Annotated in this window: 16 protein-coding genes and 1 pseudogene (1 of these 17 only partly in view); 10 read left to right on the top strand and 7 right to left on the bottom strand. The window is 63.1% G+C overall.

The window, feature by feature from the left end; all coding sequences use genetic code 11:
- The 6 genes and pseudogenes from EOC06_RS12885 to EOC06_RS12860 form a co-directional block, all read left to right on the top strand.
- Positions 1 to 932, top strand: a pseudogene (locus tag EOC06_RS12885) (LacI family DNA-binding transcriptional regulator); it begins 102 nt to the left of the window's first position.
- A 301-nt stretch (positions 933 to 1,233) separates the two neighbouring features.
- Positions 1,234 to 2,361, top strand: coding sequence for a sugar ABC transporter substrate-binding protein (locus tag EOC06_RS12880; RefSeq protein ID WP_127273383.1), 1,128 nt, complete (start codon positions 1,234 to 1,236; stop codon positions 2,359 to 2,361).
- Positions 2,362 to 2,440: 79 nt separating this feature from the next.
- The gene (locus tag EOC06_RS12875; RefSeq protein WP_128307930.1) at positions 2,441 to 3,988 is read left to right on the top strand and encodes a sugar ABC transporter ATP-binding protein; all 1,548 of its coding nucleotides are present in this window, start codon (positions 2,441 to 2,443) and stop codon (positions 3,986 to 3,988) included.
- Positions 3,985 to 4,965 (top strand): ABC transporter permease, encoded by a 981-nt coding sequence (locus EOC06_RS12870; protein ID WP_127270185.1) that lies wholly within the window; start codon positions 3,985 to 3,987, stop codon positions 4,963 to 4,965. Before EOC06_RS12875 ends, EOC06_RS12870 begins: the two co-directional genes overlap by 4 nt.
- The gene (locus EOC06_RS12865) at positions 4,962 to 5,948 is read left to right on the top strand and encodes an ABC transporter permease (protein WP_128307929.1); all 987 of its coding nucleotides are present in this window, start codon (positions 4,962 to 4,964) and stop codon (positions 5,946 to 5,948) included. Before EOC06_RS12870 ends, EOC06_RS12865 begins: the two co-directional genes overlap by 4 nt.
- Positions 5,949 to 5,950: 2 nt before the next feature.
- Positions 5,951 to 6,496: a gluconokinase gene (locus EOC06_RS12860; RefSeq protein ID WP_128307928.1), complete on the top strand. Its 546-nt coding sequence runs from the start codon at positions 5,951 to 5,953 to the stop codon at positions 6,494 to 6,496.
- Here the strand turns inward: EOC06_RS12860 and EOC06_RS12855 are convergent.
- Together EOC06_RS12855 and EOC06_RS12850 are read right to left on the bottom strand one after the other, a co-directional pair.
- Positions 6,491 to 7,642, bottom strand: a complete 1,152-nt coding sequence (locus EOC06_RS12855) for a hypothetical protein (protein ID WP_128307927.1) — start codon at positions 7,640 to 7,642, stop codon at positions 6,491 to 6,493. The genes EOC06_RS12860 and EOC06_RS12855 overlap by 6 nt on opposite strands.
- A gap of 172 nt (positions 7,643 to 7,814) precedes the next feature.
- Entirely contained in the window at positions 7,815 to 8,720 is a 906-nt protein-coding gene (locus EOC06_RS12850; protein WP_128307926.1) for a LysR family transcriptional regulator, read from the bottom strand.
- A gap of 119 nt (positions 8,721 to 8,839) precedes the next feature.
- On the opposite strand from EOC06_RS12850, the gene EOC06_RS12845 reads away from it, so the two are divergent.
- Positions 8,840 to 9,262 (top strand): DoxX family protein, encoded by a 423-nt coding sequence (locus EOC06_RS12845; protein ID WP_128307925.1) that lies wholly within the window; start codon positions 8,840 to 8,842, stop codon positions 9,260 to 9,262.
- 43 nt (positions 9,263 to 9,305) lie between these two features.
- The gene (locus tag EOC06_RS12840; protein ID WP_128307924.1) at positions 9,306 to 10,175 is read left to right on the top strand and encodes an NmrA family NAD(P)-binding protein; all 870 of its coding nucleotides are present in this window, start codon (positions 9,306 to 9,308) and stop codon (positions 10,173 to 10,175) included.
- Positions 10,176 to 10,279: 104 nt separating this feature from the next.
- On the opposite strand, the gene EOC06_RS12835 is transcribed toward EOC06_RS12840, so the two are convergent.
- Both EOC06_RS12835 and EOC06_RS12830 read right to left on the bottom strand, forming a co-directional pair.
- Positions 10,280 to 10,729 carry an Rrf2 family transcriptional regulator gene (locus tag EOC06_RS12835; protein ID WP_013530871.1) on the bottom strand — a complete coding sequence of 150 codons (450 nt, stop codon included), beginning with the start codon at positions 10,727 to 10,729 and terminating at the stop codon, positions 10,280 to 10,282.
- A 257-nt stretch (positions 10,730 to 10,986) separates the two neighbouring features.
- Positions 10,987 to 11,973 (bottom strand): sulfate ABC transporter substrate-binding protein, encoded by a 987-nt coding sequence (locus EOC06_RS12830; protein WP_128307923.1) that lies wholly within the window; start codon positions 11,971 to 11,973, stop codon positions 10,987 to 10,989.
- A gap of 229 nt (positions 11,974 to 12,202) precedes the next feature.
- Here EOC06_RS12830 and EOC06_RS12825 point away from each other — a divergent pair, with 229 nt between their 5' ends.
- Positions 12,203 to 12,475, top strand: a complete 273-nt coding sequence (locus EOC06_RS12825) for an antitoxin (RefSeq protein WP_127271402.1) — start codon at positions 12,203 to 12,205, stop codon at positions 12,473 to 12,475.
- On the top strand, positions 12,476 to 12,874 hold the full coding sequence (locus EOC06_RS12820) for a type II toxin-antitoxin system VapC family toxin (RefSeq protein ID WP_128307922.1): 399 nt from the start codon (positions 12,476 to 12,478) through the stop codon (positions 12,872 to 12,874). It begins immediately after the preceding gene.
- 15 nt (positions 12,875 to 12,889) lie between these two features.
- Here the strand turns inward: EOC06_RS12820 and EOC06_RS12815 are convergent, their stop codons facing one another.
- From EOC06_RS12815 to cysT, 3 genes are all read right to left on the bottom strand, one after another.
- Positions 12,890 to 13,930: a sulfate/molybdate ABC transporter ATP-binding protein gene (locus EOC06_RS12815; RefSeq protein WP_128307921.1), complete on the bottom strand. Its 1,041-nt coding sequence runs from the start codon at positions 13,928 to 13,930 to the stop codon at positions 12,890 to 12,892.
- 13 nt (positions 13,931 to 13,943) lie between these two features.
- Complete coding sequence (gene cysW / locus EOC06_RS12810; RefSeq protein ID WP_127270916.1) at positions 13,944 to 14,828, bottom strand: sulfate ABC transporter permease subunit CysW; 885 nt, start codon at positions 14,826 to 14,828, stop codon at positions 13,944 to 13,946.
- A partial coding sequence (gene cysT, locus EOC06_RS12805) for a sulfate ABC transporter permease subunit CysT (RefSeq protein WP_245469544.1) occupies positions 14,821 to 15,566 on the bottom strand: 746 nt, incomplete at its 5' end. The genes cysT and cysW, both read right to left, overlap by 8 nt.

Here is a 15,566-nt window from a genome sequence, read left to right as displayed (position 1 = left end):
GGCGCGAGCCGGAGCGTGTGTCCGAAGAGCTGCGCCGCCAGATCCAGGCCGCCGTCGACGAACTGGGCTACGTGCCGGACCCGAATGCCCGGGCGCTGGCCTCGGCGCGCGCCGAGGTGTTCGGCGTGCTGGTGCCGTCGCTGACCAACAACGTCTTCGCCGAGGTGGTGCGCGGCATCTATGACAGCCTCTCGGCCAGCCCGTTCCGCATCCAGCTTGGCAACACCCACTATTCCGGCCTCGAGGAAGAGCGGCTGTTGCAGCTGTTCGGTTCGCAACGGCCAGCCGCGCTGATCGTCGCCGGCATCGATCAGACGCCGGCTTCGCGAAAGCTGCTGGAAAGTGCCGGCTGCCCCGTGGTGCAGGTCATGGAAACCGGCCCAGATCCGGTCGACATGATGGTCGGCTTCTCGCATCTCGATGGCGGCAGGGCAGCGACCGAGCATCTGATCGAGGCCGGCTATCGCCGCATCGGCTTCATCGGCGCGCGTATGGATCCGCGCTCGCAGCGGCGGCTTGCCGGCTATCGCGCAGCGATGGAGGCCGCGGGCCTGTTCGACCCGCGCCTCGTCACCACCACGCCGGTGCTCTCCAGCGTGTCGCTCGGCCGCGAGATGTTCCGTGACGCGCTGGCCAAGGTGCCGACACTCGACGGTGTCTTCTGCAACAATGACGACATCGCCCTCGGCGTCTTGTTCGAATGCCATCGCGCCTCGATCGCGGTGCCGAAGACGATCGGCATCGTCGGTTTCAACGATCTCGACATGATGCAGGTGGCGTTTCCTTCGGTCACCAGCATTCGCACCCATCGTTATGAGATCGGCCGGCGTGCCGTCGCCATGGCGCTGGCGGCGATCGCCGGCAACAGACCGGAGCAACGGATCGTCGACCTCGGTTTCGAGCTCAAGCGCCGCGAGAGCACGGTGCGTTGAAACGCACAGGAGCGACTGTGCGAATGCCGGTTTACACGCCAATTTGGTAGCGCTACCATCTCCTCCGGGCAGGTGTATGAACGATAGTTTGCGCCTGTTTATTATACATAAGTGACAACTAATACTTGTTTATTATGGATAATATGATAGTTTTCGCCCCGCTGGCGGCGACAAGGGAGGAACCGGGTCGGCCACCACGGGCGGCCAAGGAAGCGCATGGCGAGGCGGGAGGTGCCGGTCCATCGCGCGAAAAAATCGCATTGCGAAACGACAATCAGAACTGCAATCGGGAGGATTATCGATGATCAAGTCACTTGTTGGTGGCGTCGTTGCCGCCACTGCATTCGTCATGCTCAATTCGGCCGCCATGGCCGCCGGACCCGAAATCGTATCGGGTCCTGCCGCTCAGGCGGACTGTTTCGCGCCGTGGAGCGCGGAGACCAAATTCTTCAAATATCCCAAGAAGGAAGGGCCGTTCCGCATCGCCTTTGCCAATGGCTATATCGCAAACACCTGGCGCATCCAGATGGTGCAGACGGCCAAGGCCTACGCCGCGCAACCTGAAGTCAAAGCCAAGATAAAGGAATTCAAGGTCGTCTCGACGGGCGAGGACGTGCCGGCGCAGATCTCGGCGATCAACAATTTCATCGATTCCGGCTATGACGCCATCGTCACCGACGCCCAGAATCCGACGGCCTTCGGTCCGGTCATCAAGCGCGCCAAGGAAGCCGGCATCGTTCTGGTCGCCTTCGACAACATCCTCGACACCAAGGATGCCATCAACGTCAATGTCGATCAGAAAGGCCTTGGCGAATTGTGGGCCAAGTGGCTGGTCGCCAAGATACCGAATGGCGGCAAGATCCTGGAAGTGCGCGGCGTCGCCGGCACCTCCGTCGACACCGACCGCCACAACGGCATCCACGAGGTCTTCGCTGCGTCCGGCAAGAAGTGGGACGTCACCGAAGTCGCCGGCAAATGGGATGACGGCGTGGCACAGAAAGTGACCGCCGATGCGATCGCCACCAACGGTCCGTTCGACGGCATCACCGGCCAGGGCGGCGATACCGGCATCGTGCAGGCGATGATCGACGCCAAGCATCCGTTCGTGCCGTTTGGCGGCGAGACCGAGAACGGCTTCCGCAAGTTCTGCGCCGCGCATTCGGCCGACGGGCTGAAGTGCTCGTCCGCGGGCTCGGGTCCGGCTCAGGTCGCCGTCGCCATCAAGACCGCGATCGCCGCACTCGAAGGCGAGGTGGTGCCACAAGAGGTGAAGCTGCCGCTGGCGATCGCCGAAGACCCGAACTTGAAGGAAGGCACGGATTACTTCCCCAAGGAATCCGATAATTTCTTCGTCGGCAATTCCTTCCCGACCTGCGGCATCAATTTCAGCGCCCAGGAAATCATGGGTCAGACCAAGGAAAACCAGTAAATCATCGCTGGCTGTCACCTGGCGCCGCGGCTTGAGCCGCGGCGCTTGTCTCAATCCCACAATCGCCCTGGGAGGGCCGATGGACGGCGCGGCTCCGCTCTTTCGTATGGAAGGCATATCCAAGCGCTATGGCGGCGTACGCGCGCTGGAGAAGGCCGAGCTTGTCGTCGAAGCCGGCAGCATCCACGCCATTCTCGGTGAAAACGGCGCCGGCAAGTCGACGCTGATCAAGGTCATGGCAGGTGTCGTGGCGCCCGATGAGGGCCGCATGACGCTGGACGGGCGCGAGGCGACCTTCGCTTCTCCGGGGGCCGCCAACAAGGCCGGCATCGTCTGCATCTTCCAGGAACTGTCGCTGGTCCCTGAGCTCAGCGTGGCCGACAACATCGTCATTTCCGATCCGCCCAAACGCTTCGGCATGATCGACCGCAAGGCGCAGCGCCGCATAGCCGAAGAAGCACTTGCTCGCGCCGGCGCCGCCGACATCCACCCGCTGGCGCTGGTCAAGGACCTGCCATTGTCGCGCCGCCAGATGGTCGAGATCGCCAAGGCATTGGCACGCAAGCCGCGCATCCTCATCCTTGACGAAGCGACCTCGGCGCTGACGGCAGCGGATGTCTCGAAGATCTTCGCAGTGCTCAAGCGGCTGCGCTCGGAAGGGCTGGCGCTGCTTTACATCTCGCACCGCATGAACGAGATCGCCGAACTGGCGGATCAGTGCACGGTGTTCCGCAACGGCCGCAATGTCGCCAGCTATCCAGCCGGCTCGAAGAGCGACAATGAGGTGGTCGAACTGATGATCGGCCGCGAATACAGCCATATCTTTCCGCCCAAGCCGGCGGCCGTGCCTGCCACCGCGGCCCCCAGGCTAGAGGGCCGCAAGCTCTCATGGGCCGACCGGCTGCACGACATCTCGCTGACCGTCAGGGCAGGTGAGGTGGTCGGCCTTGGCGGCCTCGACGGCCAGGGCCAGCGCGAATTGCTGCTCGCCTTCTTCGGCGTGCTGCGGGGCCTCAGCGGCCAGATCCTGATCGACGGCAAGTCGGTCTCGATCACCAGCCCATCCGTTGCGCGCGACGACGGCATCGGCATGGCGCTGATTCCCGAGGACCGCAAGACCGAAGGGCTGATGCTGCCGATGACGGTGCGCGAGAACCTGTCCTTCGCGGCGCTCGACCGGCTGTCGAAAGCCGGCATCATCGACCGTGCCGCCGAGCAGCGGCTGATCGACGACATGGTCGGCCTCCTGGCGATCAAGACGGCAGGCCTCGACATTCCGGTCGGCGCGCTTTCGGGCGGCAACCAGCAGAAAGTGGTCATCGCCAAATGGCTGATGCGCCAGCCACGCATCATCCTGCTCAACGATCCGACGCGCGGCATCGACGTCGGCACCAAGCAGGAGCTGTACCAGCTGATGCGCAAACTGGCCGACGCGGGTGCTGCGATCCTGTTCTACTCGACCGACTATGACGAACTGATCGGCTGCTGCGACCGTGTGCTGGTGCTCTATGACGGGGCGGTCAAGCGCGAGTTGGTTGGTGCCGAGATCACCGAGCGGGCGCTGATATCAAGCGCGCTCAACATCCATGGCGAGGAGAGCCCGGTGGGCCTGGGAGCAAGCGCGTGAAAGATTGGCGCTACTGGCTGGCCGAGCAGCGCGGAACTCTGCTGGCGCTCGGCATCTTCATCGTCATGTTCGTCATCTACACCTCAAACCATCCGGCGGGCTTCACCGCCAATGTCGTGCAGACGGCGTCGAACAAGGGCGTGCTGCTCGCCTTTGTCGCCATGGCGCAGACGCTGGTGGTGATCACCGCCGGCATCGACTTGTCCGTCGGTATGATCTTCCTGCTCACCAACTGCCTCGCCTCCTGGCTGGTGGTCGGCACGCCGATGCAGACGACGCTCGGTGTCATCGCCGTGCTGGCGGTGGGGCTGTTGTGCGGCGCGATCAACGGCGCCATCGTCATCTATGGCCGGCTGCAGCCGATTGTCGCCACCATTGCCACTGGCGCCGTCTATTACGGCATCGGCCTTTTGCTGCGGCCATTCCCGGGCGGCTCGGTCAATGAGGATCTGGCCGATGCGCTGACCGGCCGTGTGTTCGGCGTGGTGCCGGCGAGCCTGGTCGTCCTGCTGGCCATCGTGCTGGTGATCTGGGTGCCGTTCAGCCGCTCGGTGCTCGGCCGCGCCGCCTACGCGGCAGGCTCATCGGAGACGGCGGCCTACATGTCGGGTGTGCCGATCCGGCGCGGCAAGTTCGCTGCCTACACGCTGGCCGGCCTGCTGGCGGCGATCGGCGGACTGTTCCTGACTTTCTTCACCTATACGGGCGAGGCGGCCTATGCCAGCGGCAACTCCTACACGCTGTTTTCGATCGCAGCCGTGGTGCTCGGCGGCGTCTCGCTGTTCGGCGGCAAGGGCAGCGCCATCGGCGCCATCTTCGGCGCGCTGGCCTTCCGCACCATCGGCGACCTGTTGTTCGTCTTCGATTTCGATCCGCTCTGGCAGCCGCTGTTCCAGGGCGTTATCCTGCTGGTCGCCGTCAGCCTCGGCGCCTTCGCCCTGTTTCGGGTCCGCAACCGGCTGGAGTGGTTCCTGTGAGCGAAACGACGCTTGGCGGTATTGCCGGCCGCATGCCCAGGTTCATCCGCCGCGCCGATCCGGCGGTGCTGACGGCCTTTGCCTGCATCGTTCTCTTGCTGTTCCTGGGCAGCCTCTATTCCAGAAGCTTCCTGTCGCCTGAATATCTTCTGCAGCAGCTCAAGGTGGCTTCGTTCCTCGGCGTCATCGCAACCGGCATGATGCTGGTCATCCTGCTCGGTCAGATCGACCTGTCGGTGCCATGGGCGGTGGCGGCGGGCGCCATGATGGCCTGCGCTGCGGCGGCGTACGGCCCGGTCGGCGTGGCGCTGGCCATTCCGTTCGGTATTTTCTGCGGCATGCTGATCGGCGTCGTCAACGGCATCGGCGTCGCCTATCTGCGCATCCCCTCGATGATCATCACATTGGCCACCAACGCTGTCGCGCAAGGGCTGATGGTGGTCTACACAGGCGGCTTCTCGCCGCAGGATTCGGCAACGGGCGCGATGCGCTACCTGGCGACCGGCTTCGCCATTCCGGGCGTGCCCAACGCGGTCATCATCTGGGTGCTGATCGGAGCCGCGATGGTGTTCGTGCTGACCCGTACCAGCTTCGGCCGCACCGTCTACGGCATCGGCAACCGCGAACGCGCGGCGTATCTCTCCGGCATCGATACGCGGCGCGTGGTGATGGTCGCCTTCGCCGTCTCCGGCGGGCTCTCGGCTTTCGGCGGCGTGCTTCTGGCTGGCTATGCCTCCAAGGCGGCGCAGTCGATGGGCGACGCTTATCTGCTGCCGTCGATCGCCGCGGTGGTGCTTGGCGGCACCTCGATCCTGGGCGGGCGCGGCTCCTATCTCGGCACGGTCGCCGGTGTCATCCTCATCACGCTGCTGCAGTCCATCCTCTCCGTCATGCAGATGCCGGAGGCGGGGCGGCAGATCATCTATGGCGTCGTCATTGTCGCCATGCTGCTGCTCTACGGCCGCGCGCCGGCAAGCCGCTGACCGTGGACGGAGCGGCAGCACAGGCGCCGACGAGCGCCCCCGGCTCGGTGCCGGCCATCGTGGTTATGGGCGTCGCCGGCTGCGGCAAGTCGGCGGTGGGCATCGGGCTTGCCGCCGCTCTGGGCGTTGCCTTTATCGAGGGCGACAAGCTGCATCCGCCGGAAAACGTCGCACGCATGGCAAGCGGCGAACCGCTTACCGATCAACTGCGCGAAGGCTGGCTCGACGCGATCGGCGAGCGCATCGCGGAGTCGGTGGGCAGCGGACAGGGCGTGATTGCCGCCTGCTCGGCACTGAAGCGCAGCTACCGCGACCGGCTGAGCGGCTTCTGCCCGGAAATCGTCTTCCTCTATTTGAAGATCGACCCTGCCACGGCCAGGCAGCGTGTCGGTAATCGCAAGGGCCATTTCATGCCGGCAAGCCTGGTCGACAGCCAGTTCGCCATCCTCGAGCCGACGGCTGCGGAAGAGCGCGCCTCGACACTCGATGCCACACGCCCGGTCGGTGAGCTCGTCGCTGCCGCGGTCCGCCTGATACGCCGGTCATGAGCCTTCATCCATTCCGATGCCGGTGCTGTCCGGCGCCTCGGTCAGCCGCTGCCGGCGGGACCACGTCAGCATCTGCTCGGGGTAGAGCCTCAGCGCTTCCAGCAGGCGGTCGCGCTTGAGCAGGATGTAGTGCGCCTGCACAGCCATGTTCTTGGCGCCATCCCTGGCGGTGTCCTTTGCCGGGGTGACAGACGCCTCCGGCGTCAACTCGGGGCTGAGCACGGCCTGGTACTCGATGAAGGGAACCACTTCGAAGGTCGACATGGCAAACAGGGCGGTTCGGCCCCTGGCGGCAAAATTCGCCGGCGCCGAGGCGAGATGCGTCCAGCCGCTTTCGCCCATGGCTGCCTCGGTGAAAATCGTGCCGGCATGGACGGTGTTGGTCATCGTCACCACGCCATTCTGCTTCAGGATCTTCTGGATGCGGATGGTGACCTGATAGGCGTCGTCGCGATCAAAGGCGACCCGGCTTTTCAGGAACCGGTTTTCGACATCGATCAGCGGCGGGTTGAGGAAACGCAGGCCGAACGCGCTTTCGGAAATACCGTGGGTGTTGACGCTCACCTGATGCGCCTCGACACCGGCCTCGTATAGCGCGCGCTTGCCGATGATGGTCTGGGCGGTGAATTGATCGCACCAGAGGATGGCGCCGTGGCCGCGCTGCAAGGCCGACCGCAGCCCCTCCAGCCCCTCCAGCCGGATCGTCGGCGACCAGCGGCCAGCCACCAGATGTGCGGCGAGCTGCAGGCGGCGCCGATGGCGCGCCGCCAGCAATCCCTCGAACAGCTTGCGTGTATCGATACCATCGCCAAGCACCGCGCGTGTCGCGGCCGCGTAGGCCGGGAATTCCTTGCGCATATGGCGCTTCAGGCGAAACCTCGATATGCGGCCGCAGATCGGCGCCCACCAGCGCACCGGCAGCGCCGCTGCCACCACGAGATAGAAGACGGACAGCAGGCCTTCCCGAAGGTCCTTGTTGGAAAAGCGGCGAAGCCGGCCGGGGTGAACCAGCTTGCGGCTGAAGAAGCGCACGTCCTCCGCCCGTTCCGGGACGAAGACGTCGGCGATGATTTCAGTGCGGAAACTGGCTGCCGATGGCAGCTTGCGGGCGGCCTTGCGGGATTTTGCGAACCACCACAGCCTCATCGGTCCAGCCCGTTCTTCGACCCCCGCTTTACTGCGTCGGCTTGGGACGTGCAAGGTCATGTCCGCGCTCAAGACTTCTGCAAATTTCGCTTGCCCTATACCTGGGGGACAGGCGCGTGCAACGCGAGCTGGCGCCCGCGACGCCGGACCGCTGATCGCTGACCGGCAGTCGCTATTCCATATACGGCGTCAGCACATCTTCGATCCATTTCATGAATGCGCGGACTCGGCGCGACAGATTGCTCCGATGTGCGACGACGAGGGATACGGCGAGCGCCCGTCGACGAAAATCGGGTATGATCTCGACAAGCGCTCCACTCTCCAAGTATCGGCCAATGCCCAAAAGTGGCGCCTGAATCACACCAAGGCCGGCGAGGGCGGCGGCTTCGTAGGTCTGCGCGCTGTTGACGTGCAGCGCACCTGGCAACTGAAGCGTCGCGTAGCTGTCGCCGTCCGGATATTCCCATCCATAGGGTCTCGCGCCCAGCACCGTCGAAAAGTGAATTGTCCTATGTTCCTGACGCTGGAGATCATCCAGCGACCGAGGGACGCCATGGCGCGCCAGATAGGCGGGACTGGCAGCGTTGGCCATGCGCAACAGGCCCAACGGGCGGGCGATCAGCGTTTCGTCGCGAATGGGTCCAAGCCGCAATACACAATCGAACCCCTCTTGAACCAGATCGACTTGCCGGTCCGTACTCGACACCTCCAGCTCCAATTGGGGGTGCGCCGCCATGAAATCCGGCAAGGCCGGCACGATAGTTGTGCGCGCCACTTCGGTCGGAAGGTCGACCCGCAAACGCCCGCGAAGTGCCACGCGATCGCCTGCGAACATCGAGTGCAGATCATCGACTTCAGCGAGCAGATCGCGGGCACGGGCATGAAATGCGCGTCCGTCTTCCGTCAACCGCACGCTGCGCGTCGTCCGGTGCAGGAGCCTGACACCGAGATCTTCTTCCAGCTTCCGGACCGCCGTTGAGGCTCTCCCCTTGTGGATGCCCAGGCTGTCGGCTGCGCGGGTGAAGCTCCCCATTTCCGCTACCGTTATGAAAATGAGGATGGGTTCGAGATTTTGCATTTTCGTTTCCCGGTATTGTTTCCAAAAAAGAGAACAGTCGGTTCATTTCCTCGGTGTTTATCACGCCTGAGAGGCACAGTAAGCTTCGAATATGGGATCACCCCATCGGAGAATGACAAGTGTCTGAAACTGTGAACCTGCATCAGACACCTGAAACTATGACCTTGCATCGCGCCCTGTGGGGCGGCCGGATAATGAGCGCGTTTGTCGTTATCGCTTTGATGACAGACGGCACTGTTCAGCTTTTCGCGCCGGCACGGGTCGCGAGCATGTTGCAGGAAACCGGGTTCGCGATGGACCTGACGCGCGTCGTGGGTCCGATCATCCTCGCCTGCGCCATCCTCTACGCCATCCCGGTCACCGCCGTCCTCGGCGCGATCCTGGTGACGGGCTTTTTGGGAGGTGCCATCTGCGCCCATCTCCGCATCGGTGAGTTGGGATCGCCGCCGGAAATCATTTCCCTGCTTCTGGGCGCGATGACCTGGGGCGGCCTCTATCTACGCGATCCCCGTATCCGGGCCATTCTGCCGCTCATCCATTGAACCAACAGGGGCAGTTCTGTCCCTCAACATCAGGAGAAAACACATGTTCTTAGTAATGGGAATCACGGGAAACGTGGGCGGCGCGACGGCAAGGCATTTGCTAGCGCAAGGCAAAAAGGTGCGCGCGCTGGTCCGCGACCGCGAGAAGGCGTTGAGCTGGGCGAACCGGGGCGTGGAGCTGGTTGACGGCGATTGGAATGATTCGGCAGCCATCGAGCGGGCGCTCGAAGGCGTCGAAGGCGCGTTCGTCATGCTGCCTCCTGTCTGGGCGCCTTCGCCCGATTACAAGGAAGCAAAGGGCGTGATTGCAAGCTATGTCGAGGCGCTCACCAAGGCAGCGCCGCCGCGAGTGGTTGCGCTTTCGTCGATGGGCGCGAACAGAACCAGCGGGCACGGGGTGATCGCGGCCTTGTCCCTTCTGGAGCAAGGTTTTCGCGGCCTGACATCGCCAGTTGCTTTTGTGCGCGCAGGCGGATTCTTCGAGAATTTTCTTTTCGGGTTGCAGGTCGCGCAGGGCGGAACGCTGCCGGCTTTCTACAATCCGACAAACCGGAAATCGACCATGGTCGCGACGAACGACATCGGCGCGGAATTCGCAACGCTTCTGACCGGGCCAACGTGGTCAGGGCAGCGCATCGTCGAGCTTGGTTCGATGGTCAGCGCGGACGACGTCGCCGAGCAATTGGGCGAAGTCCTGAACCTCGACGTGAAAGCCTTTGCAATCCCGCGTGCAGGGTGGGCGGAAGCGCTCGAACAATTCGGCATCCCGAAGGGCCACAGCGGACCTGCCGAAGAAATGTACGAGGCCGTGAATGCAGGATGGATGGACCTCGGTGTGGCGGGTACGGAGCACGTAGCGGGTACGACGTCCGCACGCGCTGTATTCGAGGCTGCGTCAAATGTGAACGGGTAGGCCAAACTGTATGGGGTTCTCCTGTGATTTCGGGTGTTTGCAACCCGGGATTTGGAGAACTCCCTCCTTCATCTGTCTGAGCGCGGTCAGCTTGCAGTGGGTGGTTATATCTGCGACGTCAGCTCAACCGGGAAATCGTCATTATCGGCGTCGCGCATGGCGGCAAGGCTGCGATTGTCCAGCACTTCGGCGATCGCCTGCCGCACCTCCAGCATCATGTGGCGGACCTGGCAGGTCGCCTCGTCGCAATCCTCGCAGCGCTGATACTGCGTGCGGCTGGCGCAAGGGATCGGCGCCAGCGGCCCATCCAGCACGCGCACGACATGGCCGATCTTGATTTCGGAGGCCGGCCGGGCGAGGCGATAGCCGCCTTCCTTGCCTTTGCGGCTCTGGACGAAGCCGGCGTTGCGCAACTCGCCCAGAATGGCATCGAGGAATTTCTTCGGGATGTTGTTGGCCACCGCGATGTCATTGACGAAGGCCAATTGGCCGGCCGGCAGGCCGGACAGATGCACGAGGGCCTTGAGGCCGTATTTGCCTTTTTTCGTCAGCATGCCCAGATCAACCCATTGAAGCCCCAACCACTCGCATCTGGCGACTGTTTGTGTGCAAATAATGACGTTTTCGCCGCGCGATGATGTTTCGCGAAAACAAGCCGCCGGATTGCAGTTAGGCACAAACGCGTTGATTCTTTGTAACGTTTTGCACTGAGAAGGCGGATATTCCGCTGATAACCAGGTTTTCGGCGTTCAAAACGAAAAAAGCCGGCAGGGCGCCGGCTTTTCCGTCAACTGCGCAGATATCGCGGCCTTCAGCGGCTGCCGTAGGTCTGGTCGAGCAGGCCGCCAGCGGCGAAATGCTCTTTCTGCACTTTGTCCCAGCCGCCGAAGACGTCTTCCACCGTCAGCAGCCGGATATCGGGGAAATCGGCCTTGTATTTTGCCGCCACAGCGGCGTCGCGGGCTCTGAGGCCGTTGCGGGCGGCGATGTCCTGGCCCTCCGGCGTGTAGAGGAAGTCGAGATAGGTCTTGGCCAGATCGCGCGTGCCGTGCTCGTCGGCAACCTTGTCGACGATCGCGACGGGGAATTCGGCCAGCAGGCTGACCGTCGGAGTGACCTGCTCGAACTTGCCGTCGCCATACTCCTTGCGAATGCCGCGCGTCTCCGACTCGAAGGTGATCAGCACATCACCGATCTCGCGCTGCACGAAGGTGGTGGTCGCGGCGCGGCCGCCGGTGTCGAAAATCGGCACGTTGTTGAAAAGCTTGGTGATGAACTCCTTCACCTTGGCCTCGTCGCCCTTGAAGGCTTCGTTGGCGTAGGCGGTGGCCGCCAGATAGGTGTAGCGCGCATTGCCGGAGGTTTTCGGATTTGGGAAAATCACCTGCACGTCGTCGCGCACGAGATCGTTCCAGTCCTTGATATGCTTGGGATTGCCCGCGCGGACAAGGAAGGACGGCAGCGAATAGAAGGGCGAGGCGTTGTCGGGAAAATCCTTTTGCCAGTCGGCCGAGACGAGGTCCTTCTTGACCAGGAAGTCGATGTCGGTGACCTGGTTGAAGGTAACGACATCGGCGCCAAGGCCCTCGGCGATGGCACGCGCCTGCGCCGAAGTGCCGGCATGCGACTGATCGACCGTGACGCCCGGATGCTGCGCGATGAAGGCCTTGTTCACCTGCACGAACAGTTCGCGGCCGACGTCATAGGACGCATTGAGCAGTTTGTCGGCCGACCAGGCTTGGGAGGATGCAAGGAACAGGCCTGCGACGGTGGCAAGCCCGAGGAAAAATCGTCTCATGAAAACAGGCTCCGATGCAATTTATGGTGGGACCATAGCCGGGGTGCGTGGTGTGCGACGAGGCATGCGCCGTAGGTTCGTGGCCTCATCGTAGGAAAATATGTCGCCTAAGTCGATGAATGTTGGAATTCTGTTCCAGGGGAATGTTAACTTCGTCGGAGTTTTTCTGCGCCCTGATTTGCGGCGCTGCATGGCGATATACAAAAGGCATATACAAAAGAGCTGCAACATGCCCCAGAGCCGACATTCAACAACGCCGCCCAAGGAGGCGAAGCTGTTTCGCAACAACCGCAGCCAGGCGGTGCGCATTCCTGTCGAGTTCGAGCTTCCCGGCGAAAAAGTCCTGATCAGCCGGGAAGGCGATCGTCTTGTCATCGAGCCGGTTCGCAAACCTGGCCTCACCGCGTTGCTCGCCCAGTGGGCGAAAGAGCCGCCGCTCGATCCTGAAGACGACTTCCCCGAGATCTACGACACGCCAGTCAAATCCGAGGACATTTTCTAGATGCGGTTCATGCTGGATACGAACATTATCAGCGACATGATCCGAAACCCGGCTGGCAAGGCCGCGAGGGCAATGTCGCGCGAGGGAGATGGCGCCGTTTGCACCAGCATCGTGGTCGCCTCGGAATTGCGATATGCCTGCGCCAAGAAGGGATCGGCCAAGCTGCTCAAGAAGGTTGAAGACTTGCTGGCCGAGATTCCTGTCTTGCCGCTCGATGTGCCGGTGGATGCCGAGTATGGCGGACTTCACGCCGAGCTTGAAGCCGCGGGCCAGACCATTGACCACAACGATCTTTTTATCGCCGCTCATGCCTGTGCATTGGGCACCACGCTGGTGACCGCCAACACGGGAGAGTTCAACCGGATCAAGGGCCTGAAGGTCGAGAACTGGCTGGCGTAGCCATAGACCAGAGGATCAAGCCGCAGGAAAAAGCTTCCAGCGTCCGGGGCGGAACGCCACCCGGCTTTTCTGCGCTGCAGGGTGGTCGACGGGCAGTTCGATTTCGACCCGCTGGCGCTCTCCGCCTATCTCAAGCTCGACCCGGCGCGTGCCGGCCACGCGGCGGCTGGCGGCGACCGTGCCGGCGATGCAGCCGCTGCAGCCGTCCAGCAATTCGACATCGTGCGGGCGGAAGTAGAGCGTCGCATCGCCCGAGGGCTCGTTGGGCGCGGCAAGCCCGATCGGACGGTCGGCGAGCCAGATTTCGCCATTGTCGACCTTGACGGGAAGCGAGCTCGATTCACCGATGAAGCCGTAGACGAAGGGCGAGTTCGGCGTGTCGTAGATATCGTCGGCGGTGCCGACCTGCTCGATGCGGCCCTGGCTCATCACCACGACGCGGTCGGCAAGCTCCAGCGCCTCTTCCTGGTCGTGGGTGACGAAGACGGTGGTGTGGCCGGTGGCGTCATGGATTTCGCGCAGCCAGCGGCGCAATTCCCGGCGCACCTGCGCGTCAAGCGCGCCGAACGGCTCGTCGAGCAGCAGCACCTTGGGCTCGATCGCCATGGCGCGCGCCAGCGCCACGCGCTGCCTCTGACCGCCGGAGAGCTGCGCCGGATAGCGCTTTTCGAGCCCTGAAAGCTGGACGAGGTCCAGAAGCTCGGAGGCGCGACGGCGGATCTCCTGCGCCGGCGGGCGCGACGGTCCGTGCCGGACCTTCAGGCCGAAGCCGATATTGTCCGCCACCGTCATGTGCCGGAACAGCGCATAGTGCTGGAAGACAAAGCCGACATTGCGCTCCTGGATGGACTTGTGCGAGGCGTCCTCGTCGCCGAAGAATATCTTTCCCCGTGTCGGCCGCTCCAGCCCGGCGATCAGCCTGAGCAGCGTCGTCTTGCCGGAACCGGACGGTCCCAGCAACGCGATCAGTTCGCCCGACTTGATGTCGAGCGACACGTCGTGAAGCGCCGGAAACCGGTCAAACTCCTTGCGCACGTTGGCAACGCGAACTTCCATAGTGGTCCCTTTGTCAGTGCCCGCGTGTCGCGGCGATCTCGGCGCCGTAGCGCATCTCGAGAAGTGTTTTCAAGACCAGCGTGACGAGCGCCAGGCCCGCAAGCAATGAAGCGACGGCGAAGGCACCGACGGCGTTGTACTCGTTGTAGAGGATTTCGACATGCAGCGGCATGGTGTTGGTCAGGCCGCGTATGTGGCCCGACACCACCGATACCGCGCCGAACTCGCCCATGGCACGCGCATTGCACAGGAGCACGCCGTAGAGCAGCCCCCATTTGACGTTGGGCAAGGTCACGTACCAGAAGGTCTGCCAGCCATTGGCGCCGAGCGAAAGCGCTGCCTCCTCGTCGCCATTGCCTTGCTCCTGCATCAGCGGGATCAACTCGCGGGCGACGAAGGGGAAGGTGACGAAGATTGTGGCCAGCACGATGCCCGGCACGGCAAACAGGATGACGATGCCATGCGCTTTCAGCCAGGTGCCGAGCAGCCCCTGGGCGCCGAACAGAAGCACATAGACGAGGCCCGATATGACCGGCGAGACCGAGAAGGGGAGGTCGATCAGCGTGGTCAGGAAGGCCTTGCCCTTGAACTCGAACTTGGCGATCGCCCAGGCGGCGGAGATGCCGAAGACGATGTTGAGCGGCACCGAGATCGCCGCCACCAGCAGCGTCAGCCGGATCGCCGAGCGCGTGTCGGCACTGCCGAGCGCTTCGGTGTAGGCACCGATGCCCTTGGCGAAGGCTTCGTTGAAGACGATGATCAGCGGCAAGAGCAGGAAAATGCCGAGGAAGGCGAAGGCGACGGCCATCAGAGCCAGGCGCGCAGGGCGGCTTTCCGTGACCGCCGCCGACTGGCTTTCATGATGCGGTTCGTAGGATTTGATCTCCGGGTCAGCCATAGCGCTTGCGGCTCCATGACTGTGCGAGATTGACGACCAAAAGCATGATGAACGACAGAGCGAGCATGATCGCCGCGATCGCTGTCGCCGCCGGATAATTGTATTCCTCCAACCGAATGACGATCAGCAGGGGTGCGATTTCTGATTTGTAGGGCAAGTTGCCGGCGATGAAGATGACCGAGCCGTATTCGCCGACGCCACGCGCGAAGGCGAGGGCGAAGCCGGTGACGATGGCCGGCGCCAAGCCCGGAAACAGGATGCGGGTGATGATCTGGAAGCGATTGGCGCCCAGCGTGGCGGCGGCTTCCTCCACTTCCTTGTCGATCTCCTCCATGATCGGCTGCACGGTGCGCACGACGAAGGGCAGGCCGATGAAGATCAGCGCGATGACGATACCGAGCGGCGTATAGGCGACCTTGATGCCGAGCGGCATCAGCAATTTGCCGATCCAGCCGTTCGGCGCGTAGAGCGTGGTCAGCGCGATGCCGGCCACAGCCGTCGGAAGGGCGAAGGGCAGGTCGACCATGGCATCGACGATGCGGCGGCCGGGGAAACGGTAGCGCACCAGCACCCATGCGACCAGCGTGCCGAAGACGACGTTGACCGCAGCCGCGACGAAGGCGGTGCCGAAGCTGATTCTCAGCGCATTGATGGTGCGGCGATCGGTGGCGATCGCCCAGAATTCAGGCCAGCCAAGGGCGGCCGAGCGCCAGAGCAGCCCGGATAGCGGGATGAGGA

This window comes from Mesorhizobium sp. M7A.F.Ca.MR.362.00.0.0 (assembly GCF_004023175.1).
In the GTDB taxonomy this organism is placed as follows: Bacteria; Pseudomonadota; Alphaproteobacteria; order Rhizobiales; family Rhizobiaceae; genus Mesorhizobium.
This window is presented reverse-complemented; position numbering and strand designations above follow the sequence as displayed.